This is a genomic window from Pararhizobium sp. DWP3-4 (assembly GCF_049898205.1).
In the GTDB taxonomy this organism is placed as follows: domain Bacteria; phylum Pseudomonadota; class Alphaproteobacteria; order Rhizobiales; family Rhizobiaceae; genus Pararhizobium.
In genome coordinates, this window is the sequence record NZ_JAFCXF010000002.1 from 26954 (window position 1) to 43898 (window position 16945).

At 60.9% G+C, this 16945-nt stretch carries 15 protein-coding genes; 6 read left to right on the forward strand and 9 right to left on the reverse strand.

What is annotated here, in order from left to right:
- Positions 1-236: 236 nt before the first annotated feature.
- From ACP7E6_RS05240 to ACP7E6_RS05255, 4 genes are all read right to left on the reverse strand, one after another.
- Positions 237-1253, reverse strand: coding sequence for a DUF2955 domain-containing protein (locus tag ACP7E6_RS05240; RefSeq protein ID WP_426228625.1), 1017 nt, complete (start codon positions 1251-1253; stop codon positions 237-239).
- On the reverse strand, positions 1243-2346 hold the full coding sequence (locus tag ACP7E6_RS05245; protein WP_426228627.1) for an HlyD family secretion protein: 1104 nt from the start codon (positions 2344-2346) through the stop codon (positions 1243-1245). The genes ACP7E6_RS05240 and ACP7E6_RS05245 overlap by 11 nt, the downstream gene beginning before the upstream one ends.
- Positions 2347-2371: 25 nt before the next feature.
- Entirely contained in the window at positions 2372-2896 is a 525-nt protein-coding gene (locus tag ACP7E6_RS05250) for a transporter suffix domain-containing protein (RefSeq protein WP_426228629.1), read from the reverse strand.
- A 314-nt stretch (positions 2897-3210) separates the two neighbouring features.
- Complete coding sequence (locus tag ACP7E6_RS05255) at positions 3211-3636, reverse strand: universal stress protein (RefSeq protein WP_426228631.1); 426 nt, start codon at positions 3634-3636, stop codon at positions 3211-3213.
- 337 nt (positions 3637-3973) lie between these two features.
- Between ACP7E6_RS05255 and ACP7E6_RS05260 the strand changes: the two genes are divergently transcribed.
- Complete coding sequence (locus ACP7E6_RS05260) at positions 3974-4837, forward strand: VOC family protein (RefSeq protein WP_426228633.1); 864 nt, start codon at positions 3974-3976, stop codon at positions 4835-4837.
- A gap of 147 nt (positions 4838-4984) precedes the next feature.
- The gene (locus ACP7E6_RS05265) at positions 4985-7153 is read left to right on the forward strand and encodes a right-handed parallel beta-helix repeat-containing protein (protein WP_426228635.1); all 2169 of its coding nucleotides are present in this window, start codon (positions 4985-4987) and stop codon (positions 7151-7153) included.
- A 102-nt stretch (positions 7154-7255) separates the two neighbouring features.
- Here ACP7E6_RS05265 and aztD read toward each other — a convergent pair whose 3' ends face one another.
- Positions 7256-8485, reverse strand: coding sequence for a zinc metallochaperone AztD (gene aztD, locus ACP7E6_RS05270; RefSeq protein WP_426228637.1), 1230 nt, complete (start codon positions 8483-8485; stop codon positions 7256-7258).
- A 213-nt stretch (positions 8486-8698) separates the two neighbouring features.
- Here aztD and ACP7E6_RS05275 point away from each other — a divergent pair, with 213 nt between their 5' ends.
- The 3 genes from ACP7E6_RS05275 to ACP7E6_RS05285 all read left to right on the forward strand — a co-directional run bounded on the left by ACP7E6_RS05275 (position 8699) and on the right by ACP7E6_RS05285 (position 10858).
- Positions 8699-8947 (forward strand): hypothetical protein, encoded by a 249-nt coding sequence (locus ACP7E6_RS05275; protein WP_426228638.1) that lies wholly within the window; start codon positions 8699-8701, stop codon positions 8945-8947.
- 124 nt (positions 8948-9071) lie between these two features.
- Positions 9072-10106, forward strand: coding sequence for a glycosyltransferase family A protein (locus ACP7E6_RS05280; protein ID WP_426228640.1), 1035 nt, complete (start codon positions 9072-9074; stop codon positions 10104-10106).
- Positions 10107-10207: 101 nt separating this feature from the next.
- Positions 10208-10858 (forward strand): sugar transferase, encoded by a 651-nt coding sequence (locus ACP7E6_RS05285; protein ID WP_426228642.1) that lies wholly within the window; start codon positions 10208-10210, stop codon positions 10856-10858.
- Positions 10859-10915: 57 nt separating this feature from the next.
- Here ACP7E6_RS05285 and ACP7E6_RS05290 read toward each other — a convergent pair whose 3' ends face one another.
- Positions 10916-11740, reverse strand: coding sequence for a nickel-binding protein (locus ACP7E6_RS05290; protein ID WP_426228644.1), 825 nt, complete (start codon positions 11738-11740; stop codon positions 10916-10918).
- Positions 11741-11892: 152 nt separating this feature from the next.
- Positions 11893-13806, reverse strand: a complete 1914-nt coding sequence (locus tag ACP7E6_RS05295; protein ID WP_426228645.1) for a methyl-accepting chemotaxis protein — start codon at positions 13804-13806, stop codon at positions 11893-11895.
- Between the two features lie 358 nt (positions 13807-14164).
- Between ACP7E6_RS05295 and ACP7E6_RS05300 the strand changes: the two genes are divergently transcribed.
- The gene (locus ACP7E6_RS05300; protein ID WP_426228647.1) at positions 14165-16261 is read left to right on the forward strand and encodes a S9 family peptidase; all 2097 of its coding nucleotides are present in this window, start codon (positions 14165-14167) and stop codon (positions 16259-16261) included.
- On the opposite strand, the gene ACP7E6_RS05305 is transcribed toward ACP7E6_RS05300, so the two are convergent.
- Both ACP7E6_RS05305 and ACP7E6_RS05310 read right to left on the reverse strand, forming a co-directional pair.
- Positions 16258-16563: a type II toxin-antitoxin system RelE/ParE family toxin gene (locus tag ACP7E6_RS05305; RefSeq protein WP_426228649.1), complete on the reverse strand. Its 306-nt coding sequence runs from the start codon at positions 16561-16563 to the stop codon at positions 16258-16260. The two genes, ACP7E6_RS05300 and ACP7E6_RS05305, sit on opposite strands and share 4 nt — an antisense overlap.
- The gene (locus ACP7E6_RS05310) at positions 16563-16826 is read right to left on the reverse strand and encodes a ribbon-helix-helix domain-containing protein (RefSeq protein ID WP_426228651.1); all 264 of its coding nucleotides are present in this window, start codon (positions 16824-16826) and stop codon (positions 16563-16565) included. Before ACP7E6_RS05310 ends, ACP7E6_RS05305 begins: the two co-directional genes overlap by 1 nt.
- Positions 16827-16945 lie beyond the last annotated feature (119 nt).

A 16945-nucleotide genomic window follows, 5' to 3' on the forward strand; every position in this document is an offset into this window, starting at 1 on the left:
AAACCGCCATCGCACTTTGCCGTCAACCGGAGCGCTCGGCAAGCCGATAACGATAACAATTTGACAGGGGGTTAAGGCTGGAACAGGGCGGCAGATCAACATTTGCGACAGGCCCACACACCGGCAGGGCGGAATCAGCTGTTCTGCCGTCCTCCTTCGACGCGGCGGTGCATCGGCGTCCTGCCGATCAAACGCGTTGCCGGAGCGACCGGCGGCGTTTACGGCGTCCCGCTAGCTCAGGCGGCCACGCTTCTCGCCGACGGACGCTTCCAGAGCAAAGCCGTGGTCAGAAAAACGAAAACGATCGCGCCGGCGACGTATAATATCCGCGTGGAAAACGATTCCGCAGCACTGCCGGGCAAGGGCGAAACGCCGAGCCCGAAGAGGATCAGGAACGTCGTCAGCGCACCGGCGTAGACCTTTGCGTCCGCACTTCGCGCCGCCGCACGGCCGCCGACAAAAAGGCAGACGACCAGCACGATGACGAACATGGAAAACAGGTTCGGGCGGATGGTCAAAATGGCATAGGCGACCGATGCGACGATCCCGCCGAACAGGTTGACGATCACCAGCCCAACGGATGCCCGGCCGCTTTCCGTCGTATCGAGTTGCCCCAGCAGGGACGCCACCGTTATCGGAATGACGATCGCCGCGCCCAGCGCCGCACTGGTCAGGCAGATCGTCACGCTCGACAGCAGGATCGCGGTGTTGGCCAGTGCCCGCAGATATCCGGGCGGTGCCGGGACCGGAGGTTGCAGCTGCGGCACGATCGAAGCCGGCTCCGGAATGACCGCATGGGCAAGCCACATCATCGCCGCACCACTTAAAACCCCGAAAGCCAGGATCGACAGGATGGAGGCAGCCAGATCCTTGTTGAGAACACCCAGCAACGGCACCATGACGGCGACGACAAGGACGAGGAAAACCGCCGGGCCGCCTTTGCCGCTCGCCTGTGCGGCGAAACACAAAAAATAGATCAGTCCGAGAACCATGAGAAAGGTCGCCGGGTGGTCGCCGAACCACGCGGTCAAAAGCAGCATGACGATGCCGGTGGCCAGAATGAGGACAGCCATGCCGAGCGTCTTGCCCGCAGGCATGGGCTGCGAACTCGACAGCAGAAACTGGGCGGCAAACAGTGGCCCAAGAAACGGAACGATCGCTCCCATCGCGACCGAGACGGTGAAGCCCACCGAGACCGCGAGCGCGACCCGCAGCCCCTTGCGTCGCTGTTCGGCAACGGGATCAGCCAGCATAGGTCAGGACCGACATGATGCGGATCCAAAGCGAGCCCCAGGCGTTGGTGACCGGGTTGTCGCCGGTATAGACGACCACTGTCGCCTGCGACCCGTAGCGAACCCCTTTCGGCCTGCCTTCGTCCAAAACCAGGCGAACGGGAAAGCGCTGCGCTTCGGCGACCCAGCCGCTGTCGCTTCGAATGGTCGGCAGGCCGGTACTCGGATCGGTGCCGCCCTGCGACACGCCGAGACCGACACTTTCCACCCGGGCTTTGAACAGTTGCCCCGGAAGGGCATCGAACAGCACTTCGGCTTCGTTGCCGACCGTGACATTTTCGAGACTGTTCTCCTTGAAGGCCGCAGCGATCCAGACGGTACCGACATCGATGAAGGTCATGGCGGACTGGCCGGCACTGACGACCTTGCCGATTGACAGCTGCAGGTTGGTGACGACACCTGCGGCCGGTGCGCGAACGGTCGTGCGCAGCAGATCGAGCTGCGCCCTTTGCAGCGCCGCAAGCGCCTCCTTCAGCTGCGGATTGTCGCTGCCCGCCGGACCGAGGTCCTCTTGCGCGCTCAAAAGATCGGCTTGCGCACCGTTTACGGCCGCTTCCGCCTGATCGAGGGCAAGTTTGGCTTCGTCGAGTTTCGCCTGTGCGTAAACCCCTCGCTTGACCAGTTCCGAGGCCCGGCCGAACTGCTCGAGGGCATTGTCGCGGTTCGCCTGCGCCTGGACGAGCCGGGCCTGTACGGCATCGACCTGCGCCGTCGAGGCACCGATCGTCTGGCCGACGCGCTCGAGAGCTGCTTCTGCCTCCGCGACGGCGATCTGGTAGCGGCTCGGATCGATGCGAAACAACACCTGCTCCGCCTCGACAGGGGAATTGTCCGTGACATTGACCTCGACAACGCGTCCCGTCACTTCCGGGGCGATGCCGACGACATAGGCCTGAACCTGCGCCTGCGCGCTGGAGGGGGTTCTTCGTTCCATGAAGATGGAGAGGACGAGCAGAACGAGGGCCAAAGCCACGATGATCAGGGCAACCCGGCGCAAAGGATTTCCGGGCGCCGGCGCCGGCACAGGTTCGCTTGACGTTTCTTCAGAAGCCACGGCTCGTTCCTTTGACTTTCAGCGCTTACGCAGCGGGATTTGTGGGATAGACGACGCGGCTGCTGCGAATGAACAGCGAGCGGATCTTGTCCCAGAAATTGCCGCCGAGGACGAAGAAACTGGCAAGGAACATCACGTCGCCCAGCAACTGCAGCTGCCACATGTTCGGACGAAGATCCGGCCACAACGCGTCGATATAGGGCTCCAACGAAGCCGAGATCAGCGGGATACAGAACATCACCAGGCCGAGATTGTATCGCGCCCGGCTGATATGGGTGTCGGCAGACAGGCGGAAAACGCCGAAAATCTTCCTCTTCAGCTCCTGAAAGCCAGCCTTGCCCATCACCGCGATGACCAGCAGCAGCAGGACCTTGTTGACGATGAAGATCACCCCGGTGATGGCGGCGATTCTTGTGCTCGGCACCCCTGCCCATGCCGCAACCGGCACGCAAAGCCACATGGCGATGGCGATGCAGACAAGAACGATACCGAGCTTGAAACGCCAGGCGGGTGCTTGCGGCGCGACATTGTCTTCCAATTGAACTGACATTTCCTCGTCCCCTCCTGAAGCGCTGACGGGTATCGGCCAGCGCGGTTCCTGCTCTTTTGCCGTCAGAACAAATATAAATCGCAAGTTAGACTTTTAGTACATGGGAAAATACAATCTGCCGGGCCGAATTAGGCTGCGGGATGGTGGCTGGCACGTTCCGCATCGCCGGGGCAGGCAGCATGCTTGCAGACATCGCGCTGTTCGACATCTGCAAGCGATGGATGCGCATCCGTTTTGCATCGGAACCAGGCGCTACCCTGGCCGAATAGCGCCTGCCACTCTCAGAGACGGTTCGGCAACCGCGGCGTTCCGTTCTAACGGTCGATCAGCACCGCGCATTTGCAGTGGCTGGCGACGCGGCTGGCGGTGGAGCCGATGAAATAATCGATCAGTCCCGGCCGGTGCGAGGCGATGATGACCAGGTCGCCTTCCGCCTCCTCGGCAAAATTGTTGATGACGCCGGCGGCACCGCCGATGCGGATTTCGACGCGGCCGTTCGTCACCCCATGTTTTTCCATAAGGCCGGTCAGCGTCTTCTTGGCATGGTCACGCGACGCCTCGATCAGTTCCAGCGGGAAATCGACGATCATATAGCCCTGGGCATAGGCGTTCAGATCCTCGACGACGTTGAGCAGGATGATCTCGCCGCCCTCGTCGACAAGCGACTTGGCGCGCTCCAGAACCTTCTCGCCGTGCTCCAGATGATCCATGGCGATCGGCACGATAATTCTCGAATACATGACTGTCTCCTCGGGTTCGTCGCAGCGAGCGCAGCGCGTGATGGCCGCTGACGGCCAACCTTTGCGCCGCATTGCGCGGATGGATTCAATATAGGTGTGCGGCGGCAAAAGTCACAACCCGCCATACGGTCGCAGGCGATTGTCAACAGGGTGAGAACAGTACATCCTCAACTCAGCATCTTCCGTGAACGCCGCGCGCGCGTCATATAGTCCAGCAACACGATCAGACGGGACCGGACCAGTGGCCAGCTTCGACAGACGCACGTTCATGAAGTTTTCGGCCACGGCCCTGGTCACCGGAGGCACCGTCACCACAGCCAAGGCAGGAAGCACGTCCATGACCGTTCAAGCCGAAGACCACGCCGTCCGCATGCCCGCCTATGTCGATCATTCGCATCTGGTGGTGCGCGACCTGCCGATGGTGTCTGCCTGGTACCAGACGATCATGGGGCTTTCGCCGATCGAAAAGACCGCAAGCGGCGAAACGCTCGGCGTTGCCGGCCGGCCGCTTTTGACATTGACGACGCAGGGCAATGCGGCAATCGCGCCGCAGAATGCGCCGGGCCTGTTCCACACCGCCTTCCTGGTGCCCGACCGTACCGAGCTTGGCCGCTGGCTCGCCCATATCGCCCAGAACAACGTGCCGCTTCAGGGCGCTTCCGACCATCTGGTTTCCGAAGCCATCTATCTCGGCGATCCGGAAGGCAACGGCATCGAGGTCTATCGCGACCGGCCGCGCGAGGAATGGACCTATCTGCAGGACGGCATGGTGAAGATGGCGACGCTGCCGCTCGACCTGCAGGCGCTCTATGACCAGGCCCCGAAGGACAAGTGGAATGGCATGGCCGGCGGCACGGCGATCGGCCATATCCATCTGCAGGTTTCCGATATCCCGCAGGCCAATGCCTTCTTCGGCGATGTGCTCGGGCTTGATCTGATGGCCAGCTATCCCGGCGCCAGCTTCTTTGCCTCGGGCAAATACCATCACCATGTCGGCGCCAATATCTGGAATTCGCGCGGCGCGCCGAAACGCCAGGCCAACATGACCGGTCTGTCGGACTATACCGTGCATTTCAACGATCCGGCCAAGCTGCAGAACGCCGTCGCCAAGCTCGACGAACTGGAGATCCCGGTGACGCGCAACGGCGATACCGTCTCTCTGATCGACCCCTGGGGCATCGGCCTGAAACTGGCCGGCTGACGCCCCGGCGGCACCTCGCCTCAACGTTTTCAACAGGTGCCTGCGACGGATCGTATCAATCCGCCCCTTAAAATTGACTAATATTGTCAAGTATTCTACCCCGCCCGGACATTCGCCATTGCGAATATTTATCCAGGGGTTAGCATTTTGAAAAATAAGAGAATTCTTGCATACGCACTCGCTACTGCGAGCGTTGCGCCACTTCCCTTGCGCGCCGCCGATTGGCGCCCTTCGGTGGAAATCGACGGCACTTGGCGGAGCGGCGATTCGAGCGCCAGCGGCGGCTTCTTCCTGCCCATCCTGCTTGATTCGGGCAGTGCACTGTTCATCGATACGCAAGGCGCCTTCATCGAGGGTGGCGTCCGGCGCGGTTCGATCGGCGCGGGCTACCGCACGCGGGCGAGCGATGAATGGGTCGTCGGCATCTACGGCTATTACGACTACCTGAACAGCGCCTATGACCATTCGTTCAACCAGCTTTCCGTCGGTGTGGAAGCGCTCGGGCCGGTATTCGAAACGCGCGCCAACATCTATCTGCCGCTCGGCAGCGATCACGCGCTCGCCGGCATGGGCCGCGGCGAGATCGATGGTGGCAAGCTGATGTTCCGAGAGGGTATGGAACGCGCCCGGCGTGGTGGCGATATCGAGGCCGGTTTTCGCGTACCGCTGTCGGCCGCCAGCGACACGGTGCAGCTGAAGGTCTTTGCCGGCAGCTACTTTTATGGCGGCGACAATCTCGACGATAAGCTGGGCGCCAAGCTGCGCGCCGAACTGTCCTTTGCCGACCTGCCCGGCCTTCCCGGTGGATCGACGGTGACGATCGGCGCCTCCGGCACCTATGACAACGAAGACCACTTCAAGGGTGCGGCGATGGCGCGGCTGCGCGTCCCGCTCGGTGCTTCCTCCTCGACCGGCCCGGCCGATCCGTTCGACCCGCTGACGCAGCGCGTCGAGCGCAACCGCACCATCGAGACCCATCGTGGCGCCACGGGCGACCTTGAAAACGCGGTTATCGCGTTGAACGGCCTGACCGCCGGCACTGTCGTCGGCGTCTCCGCCGCCAATGGCGATGCAGCCGCCATCAACGCCATCATCGCTGCGGCCGGCGAAAACGCGCTGATCCTTGCCAATGGCACGGTCGGGCTCAACCAGTCGCTGACGCTGAACAACGGCCAGGTGCTGCTCGGCGGCGGCGGTGTTCTCAGCCTGCGCGGCGCCTCCAGCGGCGGCGAAGGCTGGTTCCAGAACGAGGGCGCCGCCACGACGCTGACCGGCTACAATCCGGCCCAGGACGTTGTCACCATGGCATCCAACAGCGCGGTCTCGACCCTGTCGATCACCGGCGGACTGGCCGGCATCGGCAGCACCGGTGCTTCCAACCTGATGATCGACCGCGTCGACATTTCCGGCACCAGCCATGACGGCATCCGTTTCAACCGGGTGGATGGTGCAATCATCCAGAATTCGAGCATCCACGATCTCTACATCTGCGAAAGCAGCACGCAATGCGAATTCTCGGTCTTTAAACCGAACCTTGCACCTTATGCTGCCGTCAGCGCACATGCGACCAAGAACCTGACTGTCCGTGATACCCGAATCGACAACGTGACCTACGGCGTGTTCGCCGGTAGCGCGATCGAAAACATCGATTGGGAGCCGACAATCATCAATGCCGCCAGCAATATCAAGCTGGACAACGTGACGATCTCGCGTTCACGTCGCGAAGGCCTGCTGTTCGTCGCTGCAAGCGACGTTGATCTCAACAAGGTGACGATCGACAACTCGATGCAGGACCGCGACATGGATCTTGTCGTGCTGCAGGGCACGCGCGATGTCGTGATCACCGACATGGTGCTGAAGGGCGGCATCAACGGCCTGATGCTGGTGACCTCCAGCAGCATGCCGGAGGGCGCCGTCACCACCGATGTCAATGTCGATGGCCTGATGATCGACGGCACGCGCAATGCCGGCATCTTCCTCAACCCGGTTTCCGACATCGCCTTCAACAATGTCTCGATCACCAATGCCGGAACCTATGGTGCTTATGTTTATGGTAGCGACTTCGAGTTCCTTGGCGGGCCTGTCAGCGGTATTGCGTTCAACAATGTGACGGTCGATAAGGCTGGCAAGGCCGGATTCTACTTCTCGGGCCCATCGCTCGACCTGACCGGCAATGTCACCGTCACCAACACCCCGAGCAATTGCAAGGTCGATACCGGGTGGAGCGGCGGATCGCTGACGCAGGCGCCAGGCAAGGTTCTGACGTTCAATGGCGGCGTTCTGGACCAGACGAATTTTGCCGGCCGCTGCAAATAATCAGCCTGGGCAGCGACGGCCCGCACCTCCAAGAAGTGTGCGGGCCGTTTTCATTTCAGGCACCGGGGCTTCCCGGTGCCGCCGTTTTCAATCCGCCGCCGCTTAGTGCGTAGCACCAGAGCCGCCGACCGCGACGATCGCATAGGGCATGCCCTCGACCGGAATGGTCGCGGTTTCCTTCAGCGTTTCGCTGTCGATCATCCGTACAAGGCTGTGGCGGGGATCGGTGATGGCGATGCGATCGCCGGCAACAGCCAGCCGCGGACGCGGGTCGCGCCAGTGGCCATCCTTGCTGTAGGGCTCGGTGACGCCGGCGGACCGGACGATCTCGCCGCTGACGACATCCAGCACATGCAGCTGGCCGTCTTCCGTCAGGATATAGGCGTTGCGGAGATTGGCCGGATCGAGGATGAAATCGACGCGGCGGGTGGGAAGCTCGACGAGGCGATAGGGTGCCGCAGCCTCCGGATCGATCAGCACGACCTTGTCCTCACCGTAATTGCCGAGGAAGAACTGCATCGACCGGCCGCCGAGCAGGGTCGAAACCTTGCCTTCCGGCAGATCGCTGCCATAGGCGATCATCTCCAGCTTCGGGCCGTCAAGGCCACCTGGGCGGGCGATGAGAACCCCTTCGGCGCAACCGAAGGCGACCAGACGCGCCGAGGTCGCTTCGCCGTGCAGGCCCGTGCATGTGGCCACATCTCCCAGCTGCTGGCCCGCCCGGTCGACGATGCGCAAGCCGAGCCGTGGGGGAAGCTCGTCCGGCTTCACCTCGGTCCTCATGTTGGGTACGGAAACCAGGACATGCTGGCCCATCGGCACGGCGACGCCGTGATGCGCGGCCGTCGTATCGATGCTTGCGGCATTGCCCTTGCCCTCAAGCAACGCGCTTTCCTGAAACAGATCGACCTTGCCGCCGCGATCGTAGAACACCGCCACATCGTCGCCATGCGTGACCACATGGCCCGGCTTCTTGCCGGAGATGGCGCCGGACAGCAGTTTCGGGTCGGAGATTTCGATATCGCGATGCTCGCCATGATCGGAAAGGGCGATGCCCGACGCGATGACCTGCACCGTGTCCTTGTCGCCCTGCACCGCGAAAACGGACTTGCCGCTCTCGCTCACGGACAGTGCGGCATAGCCACCCAGATCGAAACGGCCGAGCTCGCCGCCGCTTGCCGCATCGAGTGCGCGCACCACCGGCTGGCTGTGATCGGCGACGAACAGCCGCCATGTTTCCTTATGGTCATCGGCAAAGGCCGGAAGGGGAGACAGCGCCGTCAGCGCCAGAACGGCAGCGGTGCGCATCGGTTTGCCAAGATGGATCAGCATGAGGTTCTCCTGCAAAATATTTATGTAATAACGTAACACTCACGGTTGTTATAAAGTTACGATCCTGTTGTCCATACGGAAAATGCGGCACGGGGCCTTCTGCCGCTGTTTAAGACGCGGCTACGGCATGCTGTCTCAATATCGGGAAACACCGGCGGCAGGCCGGTCGGTCGCGTGATGCGGATGCCACATTGACGTTCGATCCGGCGGTGCATGGGCCATTCAACATGGCAGGGGGGCGGCAAGGACATGCTTCAAGCCTCGGGATACCGTCCCTTGGCCTGCACTGATTTCCCCCCCAATAAAGGCCAGGGCCGCGCGGTTACATTCGTGTCAACTACTATTGCTCATCCACAACATCTGGTGTATCCAAAGAATAACAAGATTAAAACTGTGTTACAAATTGATTACGAAGACAAAATTTCATCTTTTTGTCACAAATTTGATGGTTTTCTTGCCTGAAATTTAGGCACAAAGCGCAATATTTTTGTTTGTTTTCGCTCATTACGCAACGAAGAATTCAAGAAACAAAAATCAACTCTCGGTAGAGAGTCTTGCTAGTAGATATAGTGTGAGGCTTAAAAAGATGACCAATATTGCTATCATAATACCTTTCTATCAGGCAGAAGACGGAATTTTGCGCAGGGCGCTCGAATCAGTCGACATGCAGCAGCTGCCTGCCGGCGTTACGCTGAAGGTTGTCGTCGTCGATGATGCTTCACCGCACCCTGCAAGCAAGGAACTGGATGGCTTTGCGTTCAAGGGCGCCCATTCGCTGAACATCATCACGCAGGTCAATTCCGGCCCTGCCGGAGCGCGAAACACGGGCCTCGACAGCCTTGCCGGCGAAGAGATCGATTTCATTTCCTTCCTCGATTCCGACGACATCTGGACCCCTCTTCATATCCAGAGGGCGCTGTCTGCTCTTCGCAACAGCGATTTCTTCTTCTGCAATCACGTCAGAAGCAAACACTATGGCGACTATTTCCGCTGCCTGCCCGAAACATGGCAGGCCCTCAGCCAAAATCGGGGGGCTGGACAGTCGCAGATGGTGAAGGTTTTCGCTGCCGGCGAACTGACGCGGACAATGATTCGCGAGTGCCCGCCACAGACATCGACGGTCGTCTACAATTTCCGCAAAAACCCGAACCTTCGGTTCAACACCTCGCTGAGAAGTGCGGGCGAGGATCACATCTTCTGGATCGAGTTGTCGATTGACAACGCAACGGCGGTGGACCTGCGGGTCAATGTGAGCTGCGGCGAAGGCCTCAATCTCTATTGGTCGAACGTTTCCTGGGAAAGCCCGAAATCGGTCAGCATCCAGGGCTGTCTTGCCATCCAGTACAACTACATGCGCAACAATGCCCGCATCTATTCCATGGATGTCGAAACCATCGCCTTCAGGCAGAGGCTGTATGAGGGTGCCTATGTCTATGCGCTCCTGCGTGGGGCGGCGAAACGGTTTCTTCCTGACCCCAAGGTCTTTACCAAGCTGGTATCACATTACCCGGCCTTCCTCCTGCGCAGCCCCGCCAACCTTGCCTTCTTCGTCATGAACAGGAAGGTGATGACGGACGTGACGTCGGTGAAAAACGTCCCTAACGCGGATCTGGCCGCGTAGGGGGGGCTTCATTTTTTATAGGCGTCGCGCCTTGCCTTCCAACCACTTGGCTTTGGACTGCGCGGCAGGCTTTTGAAAATTCAAAACATTTCGAGCTCAACATGATATCGTCAGCAGCAAGAAACGGTAAATATTCCCTCCTGCATATCGTCAATCTTCAGTACAGACCGACTGGAGGTTTCACCAAGCGTTTCCTGGACGTGTTTATTTCCCTTTCGATGATACTGGTATTCCTGCCAATCATTCTGATGATCGCAGCGCTGGTGAAGCTATCAACCACCGGGTCGATCATCTGCGGCCATGGCGAGATCGGATATGACGGCGTCTCCCTCGTTCGCCTGAAATTTCGGACATCCTCCCCCATGGGCGGAGAGGATTTCGCCCAATATCTGACAACGACGTCGGATGCGGTCTGGACGCGCAAAGCTCAGCCGGACGTCTCGCTTCCACCGCTCGGTGCCGTCCTTCAACATCTGGGTCTGGACGGGCTGCCGCAGCTCTTCAACGTGCTGCGTGGCGATATGAGCATCGTCGGCCCCTCCCCCCTGAGCATGAGGGATATCGAGCGATACGGCTCCAATACCTCGCATTACATCAAGTCGCGCCCGGGCCTGATCGGTTACCGGATGAGCAGCGGCGTGGACGGCCATTACTTCCGGCGTCTGCAACTCGACAAGGATTATTCCGAAAACTGGACGGTGGTGACCGATTGCCGGGAAATCTGGCGCTTTCTGACTGCGGCGCGGCATTGACGGCGGCTCAACAACGAGCAGCCCCGCATCGGCCTGGCGCGCCGTCCGCTTTCGGCATCACGGGCCGGCGCCGGTCCATTCGCACCGGAAGGCCAGGATGGGCTTTGAAAACCCTTTCAGCCGGCGCCGCTTGGCCTGGGTGAAGAGGTCGGCCGCGCCGTACTCCCGAAAAATGTTCTCAGACACCAGGATCTGATCGCTGGAAGCGGCATCGCACAGGCGGGCTGCCAGCTGCACCGTGGAACCGAACAGATCGTTGCTGTCCTCGACAGGTTCGCCGCAGTCCAGCCCGATGCGGATATGAAGCGGCTCGGCATTGCCACGATTGTAGCGCTCAAACCCCTGCTGGATCGCTCTGGCGCAATCGACGGCCGACGCTATCGAGGCGAAGGTCGCCATGACGCCGTCGCCGGTGTGCTTCACCTCGCGGCCGGAGAACTGTCCAAGACACCTGCGCACCACCGCGTCGTGCGCCCGGACCAGTCCGGTCGCCATCCGATCGCCAAGGCGCGCCGTCATCTCAGTGGAGCCGACAATATCGGTGAACAGGATGGCCCGGTGGCCCGAATCCATTTCGGCCGAGGATTGTCCCGGCGCCGGCTCGGGGTCGTAAATCCGGCCAAGAAACGCCTCGACCGCCGACAGGGCAACTTCGACGACCTCGCCGGAAACGAAGCCGTGCGCCTCGCGGTGAACGCATTGGGCTGTTTCAGCGTCAGGCGCGTCCATGAGGCAAAATACGGTTCCGCGCCGCTGGTCGAACCAGTAGGTCAGGAACTTGACACCGTACTGATCCTGAATCGCAATATCCTTGCGATGTGCCTCGGCAGCGTCTGCGGCCGTGATTCCCGTAAGCTCATGCCGGTCGATGAAGATAGGCATCGGAACGCTCCTTCCCCCGGGGCCTGCACCTGCTGGAAGGCTTCATTCTACGTCCTGGAGGCAGCTCCGTCCACCTTTAGTGCCTCCTAAAATACAAAGGGAGGACATCGCTGCCCTCCCCTTTCATTACGATACCTATGTAATACCCGAACTCAGGCCGCGTAACGGGTGCGCTGCTGCATCGGCTGCGCGCGGCTGGTTTCTTCCAGCTTGAAGCGGGCAAGCAGGGTCTGCAGCTGGCGGCTTTCCTCAGCCAGCGTTTCGCTGGCAGCCGTGGTCTCCTCGACCATGGCGGCGTTCTTCTGGGTCATCTGGTCCATATGGTTGACCGAGGTGTTGATTTCGGCCAGCGCCATCGACTGTTCGCGGGCGGCCGTGGCGATGCTCTCGACATGATCGTTGACGCGCAACACCAGCCGCTCGATCTCCACCAGCGCATCCCCGGTTGCCCGCACCAGCGAGACACCGCCTTCAACCTCGGCGGCCGAGGCGCTGATCAGCGTCTTGATCTCCTTGGCGGCATTGGCCGAGCGCTGCGCCAGTTCGCGGACTTCCTGGGCGACGACGGCGAAACCACGTCCGGCATCGCCTGCCCTTGCTGCCTCGACACCGGCATTCAGCGCCAGCAGATTGGTCTGGAAGGCGATCTCGTCGATGACGCCGATGATCTGGCTGATCCGGCTGGACGAACCCTCGATCCGGCTCATGGCGGTGACGGCATTGCGGACGATCTCGCCGGACTTTCCAGCACTTTCCTTGGTTTCGCGCACCATGTCGCGGGCCTCGACGGCGCGGGACGACGAGGTGCGCACGGTCGCCGTGATCTCGTCGAGGGCTGCGGCGGTTTCCTCAAGCGCTGCCGCCTGCTGTTCGGTGCGCTTCGACAGGTCGTTGGCAGCCGAGCTGAGTTCGGCCGAGCTGTCCTTGATGGTGCCGGCGGCACCGCGAACATTGTTCATGGTCGAGCGCAGCGTCACCATCGTCGCATTGACGTTCTGCTGCAATTCGGCGAACGCGCCCTGGAAATGACCTTCCATGCTTTCCGAAAGGTCGGCATCGGCAAGCGCTGCGATGACGCGGCGCACTTCGGTGACGGCAAGATCGATGCTGCCGACCAGTTCGTTGACGCTGCCGGCAAAGCGGTTGAGGTCGTCGTTCTGGTAGTCCTTGCCGATCCGGCCGGTGAAATCACCGGCGACGGCGGCGGCAACGACGGCGCTGATGCTCGACTGCAAATCGCTGCTCAGCGCGTGAAGGGCTGCTTCCTGCGCCTTCATGTCGCGCATCGCCAGTGCGTTGCGGCGGAAGACCTCGACGGCGCGGGCCATTTCTCCGATCTCGTCCTTGCGGGCGGCGTCGGTGCCGGTGCTGTCGAGATTGCCTTCGGCAAGACGGCTCATCGCGGCGGTCAGATCACGGACCGGCGTGGAGATGCCGCGGCGCGCGACCAGCAGGCTGACGACGGCGCCGATGACGATACAGCCGGCAGCGGCAAGGACGGCAATGGCGAGTGCGACCGAGGACGACTGCAGGGCATCGGCGCGGGCTGTCGCAAGCGCCTCGCCGGAATAGGTGCTGTAGACCTTGACGGTGCTGGTGACGATCTTTTGCGCATCCAGCGCCCTGTCGAGACCGGCCTGGATGGCGGCCGCATCCTGCGGGCTGGCCTCGGCGATGGCGACCATGGCGCGGATTTCACCAAAATAGGTTTCCAGCGTCGTCCGGATGGCCTGCAGCTGCTTCAGCTCGGTTTCGTCGGCGGCGGCCTCGATCTTCGGCAGGCGTTCCAGCATTTCCTTGGAGCGCTTCTCGGTCTCGGCGCGGAAATCGGCCGCCTTTTCCGGCTGCGCGGCCAGCTGGTAGGTCATGCGGCTGATGGCGATGATATCGACGCGCAGGTCCATGGCCTCGCGGGCGACTTCTTCCCTGGCGCCGACCGAGACGATGGCCGTTTCCAAGGCCAAAATGCCGCGCGCGCCTACGGATGCAATGACCAGGCATGACAGCCCCATGACGAAAACGACAAGGCTGATCTTCTGGAGAATGGAGAGATTGCGAAAATTCATGGCGGAACTCCGGCTGGGCAACTGACCGCGTGCTGAACGAAAAACGGGAAAGCGAGGCATGATGCCTCTGATAAAGCGCTGCAGGAGATGGGACATCGCGCCACGGCGCAATGACATCACGCCGAAGCGCAATCTGAGGTAATTGCGCTAACACTAAGTTAAGATTGCACTAACACTAAAGGTCAAGCTGGCAATCAAGACGCCGAGGCGGCTGATCCAATACAAAAAAACGTATCGTTTTGACTCTTCACCACTTAAAGTTGCCGACTGCGCCAGCGATCAGATGACTTTCAGCTTGAACCTTGCCCACCCGGTCTCTATCTCGGACATAGACCCCTCGCATTCCCCGGAGATTTCCTTGTCCATCTTCAAGAACCTGCCGCCCGCTCCCGCCGCCCCGAAAAAACCAGTCACCGATACCCGCCACGGCATCACGAGGACCGACGACTATGCCTGGCTGCGCGCCGGCAACTGGCAGGCGATGTTCAAGGATCCGACGATCCTCGATCCGGACATCCGCAAGCACCTGGATGCCGAGAACGCCTATATGAAGGCGGCGATGGCCGATACCGAGGCGCTGCAGAAGACGCTGTTTGCCGAAATGAAGGGCCGGATCAAGGAAGACGACTCATCCGTTCCGGTCAAGGACGGCCCGTTCGCCTACGGCACCTTCTACGTGACGGGGGGCGAGCAGCCTTCGTTCTTCCGCACGCCGCGCGATGGGGGGACACGCTCCGTGCTTCTCGACGGCGACAAGGAAGCTGAAGGCAAGGCCTATTTCCGGCTGGGCGGCGTCGATCATTCGACCGATCACAGAAGGGGTCTGTGGAGCTATGACGACAAGGGCTCGGAATATTACACCCTGCGCGTCCGCGATCTTGCGACCGGCGAGGACCTTGCCGATGTCATCGAGAGCACCGGCGGCGGCGGCGCCTGGGCGCCGGATGGCAAGAGCTTCTTCTACACCGTGCTCGACGACAACCATCGTCCGTCAAAAATCTTCCATCACATCGTCGGTACGCCGCAGGCAGACGACCGGCTAGTGTATGAGGAAGAGGATCCGGGCTTCTTCATGGGCGTCGGCGGCTCGATGCTCGACGACTTCATCTACATCGACATCCACGACCACGAGACCAGCGAATACTGGCTGTTGCCGACCTCCGATCTCACCGGCAAACCGCAGCTGGTGGCTGCCCGCGAAACCGGGCTGGAATATTCGCTGTCGGAAGGCGGCGACGTGTTCTACATCCTGACCAATGCCGACGGCGCCAAGGATTTCAAGATCATGCAGGCGCCGGTTGACAAACCGTCACGCGAAAACTGGACCGACGTCGTGCCGCACACCGCCGGCCGGCTGATCATCTCGCATGGCGCCTATGCCCGCCATCTCGTCTGGCTGGAGCGTGAGGCCGGGCTGCCGCAGATCAAGATCCGCGACCGCCGCACCGGCGAGGAGCATTCCATCGCCTTTGCCGAAGAGGCCTTCTCGCTCGGCCTGCAGGGGGCTGCCGAATACGACACCGACGTCATCCGCTTTTCCTATTCGTCGATGACGACGCCGAGCCAGCTCTACGACTACAATATGGTGACGCGCGAGCGCACGCTGTTGAAGACGCAGGAAGTGCCGTCCGGCCACAATCCCGATGACTACGTCACCCGCCGCGTCATGGCCCCGGCCTCAGATGGCGCCGAGGTGCCGGTCACCCTGCTCTACCGCAAGGATACGCCCCTCGACGGCTCGGCTCCCTGCCTGCTCTATGGCTACGGCGCCTACGGCATCGCCATTCCGGCCTCGTTCAACACCAATTGCCTGTCCTTGGTTGACCGCGGTTTCGTCTATGCCATCGCCCATATCCGCGGCGGCAAGGACAAGGGTTTTGCCTGGTACGAAGACGGCAAGATGGAGAAGAAGACCAACACGTTCAAGGACTTCATCGCGGCGGCGGACTATCTGAATCAACAGAAGTTCACCTCCTACGCCAACATCGTCGCCGAGGGCGGTTCGGCCGGCGGCATGCTGATGGGGGCGATCGCCAACATGGCGCCGGAAAAATTCAAGGGCGTCATCGCCGCCGTGCCCTTCGTCGACGTGCTCAACACCATGCTCGACGACACGCTGCCGCTGACGCCGCCGGAATGGCCGGAATGGGGCAATCCGATCGACTCCAAGGAAGCCTATGAGCGCATGGCAGCCTACTCCCCGTACGACAACGTCTCGGAAAAGCCCTATCCGGCGATCCTGGCGCTGGGCGGCTTGACCGACCCGCGCGTCACCTATTGGGAACCGGCCAAATGGGTCGCCAAGCTGCGCGAAAAGACCACCGGCTCGGAGCCGATCCTGATGAAGACCAACATGGACGCCGGCCACGGCGGCGCCTCTGGCCGCTTCCAGCGCCTGGAGGAAATCGCCTTCGAATATGCGTTCGCGATCAAGGTGGCGGGGAAGATCTCCTAATTCGCATCAAGGACTGATAGTTCCTGCTTCCCGACAGAATATTCGTGATGCGGATGGTCTCGTTTTGAACGACGTAAAGAAACGATGCGACGTTCGAAGACAGCCATCCGCAGCCCCGGCCAGATGTCGGGACGCTCCAAATGGGCAAGGGGCGCGATACCGATCTCTTCGCATTTTCTTTGGATGCGCCGCACGTATTTGAGCGCGGTGCCGCTACTTCCGCTTTTTTCCAAGACATAGGAAAAGATCGTGCGCAAATCCGCCTGGGCGGCCTTTCTGAAAACCACCTTGTGCGGCTTCATCAACGGCGGGTTTCTTCAGCCAGTCTCTCCAGCCAATCGTCCATCTCCTCCATGCTGACATCAGCAGAGCCATCGCCCAGCGACCCGGCGACCCTTGATCGGATTGTTGTCAGCTGGAGCTCATCGTCGCTTTCACGTTGAAGCAACAATTCCACAGCCTCCTGCAGCACATCACTGGGGGAAGCATAAGCGCCAGCCTTCACGCGGTTTTCTATGGCGTCCACCATCTCGGACGGCAGCGATATTTTCAAAATCTCGTTCATGGCCGGTCTCCAACCTCGACAGGTAAAGTAAAGCGAGCGGGGCATGTTGGCAATTCGCCAGAAACAATTTCCGGAGCCAACTCCGGCAGCCGGTGCGCAAAATTACAAGCTCCGCACAT

What these genes read in the sequence shown, in the direction of transcription:
- ACP7E6_RS05240 (WP_426228625.1), bottom strand. Translation starts at nt 1,253, where the DNA reads ATGCTGGCTGATCCCGTTGCCGAACAGCGACGCAAGGGGCTGCGGGTC.
- ACP7E6_RS05250 (WP_426228629.1), bottom strand. Translation starts at nt 2,896, where the DNA reads ATGTCAGTTCAATTGGAAGACAATGTCGCGCCGCAAGCACCCGCCTGG.
- ACP7E6_RS05255 (WP_426228631.1), bottom strand. Translation starts at nt 3,636, where the DNA reads ATGTATTCGAGAATTATCGTGCCGATCGCCATGGATCATCTGGAGCAC.
- ACP7E6_RS05260 (WP_426228633.1), top strand. Translation starts at nt 3,974, where the DNA reads ATGACCGTTCAAGCCGAAGACCACGCCGTCCGCATGCCCGCCTATGTC.
- aztD (WP_426228637.1), bottom strand. Translation starts at nt 8,485, where the DNA reads ATGCTGATCCATCTTGGCAAACCGATGCGCACCGCTGCCGTTCTGGCG.
- ACP7E6_RS05275 (WP_426228638.1), top strand. Translation starts at nt 8,699, where the DNA reads ATGGGCCATTCAACATGGCAGGGGGGCGGCAAGGACATGCTTCAAGCC.
- ACP7E6_RS05280 (WP_426228640.1), top strand. Translation starts at nt 9,072, where the DNA reads ATGACCAATATTGCTATCATAATACCTTTCTATCAGGCAGAAGACGGA.
- ACP7E6_RS05285 (WP_426228642.1), top strand. Translation starts at nt 10,208, where the DNA reads ATGATATCGTCAGCAGCAAGAAACGGTAAATATTCCCTCCTGCATATC.
- ACP7E6_RS05290 (WP_426228644.1), bottom strand. Translation starts at nt 11,740, where the DNA reads ATGCCTATCTTCATCGACCGGCATGAGCTTACGGGAATCACGGCCGCA.
- ACP7E6_RS05295 (WP_426228645.1), bottom strand. Translation starts at nt 13,806, where the DNA reads ATGAATTTTCGCAATCTCTCCATTCTCCAGAAGATCAGCCTTGTCGTT.
- ACP7E6_RS05305 (WP_426228649.1), bottom strand. Translation starts at nt 16,563, where the DNA reads ATGAAGCCGCACAAGGTGGTTTTCAGAAAGGCCGCCCAGGCGGATTTG.
- ACP7E6_RS05310 (WP_426228651.1), bottom strand. Translation starts at nt 16,826, where the DNA reads ATGAACGAGATTTTGAAAATATCGCTGCCGTCCGAGATGGTGGACGCC.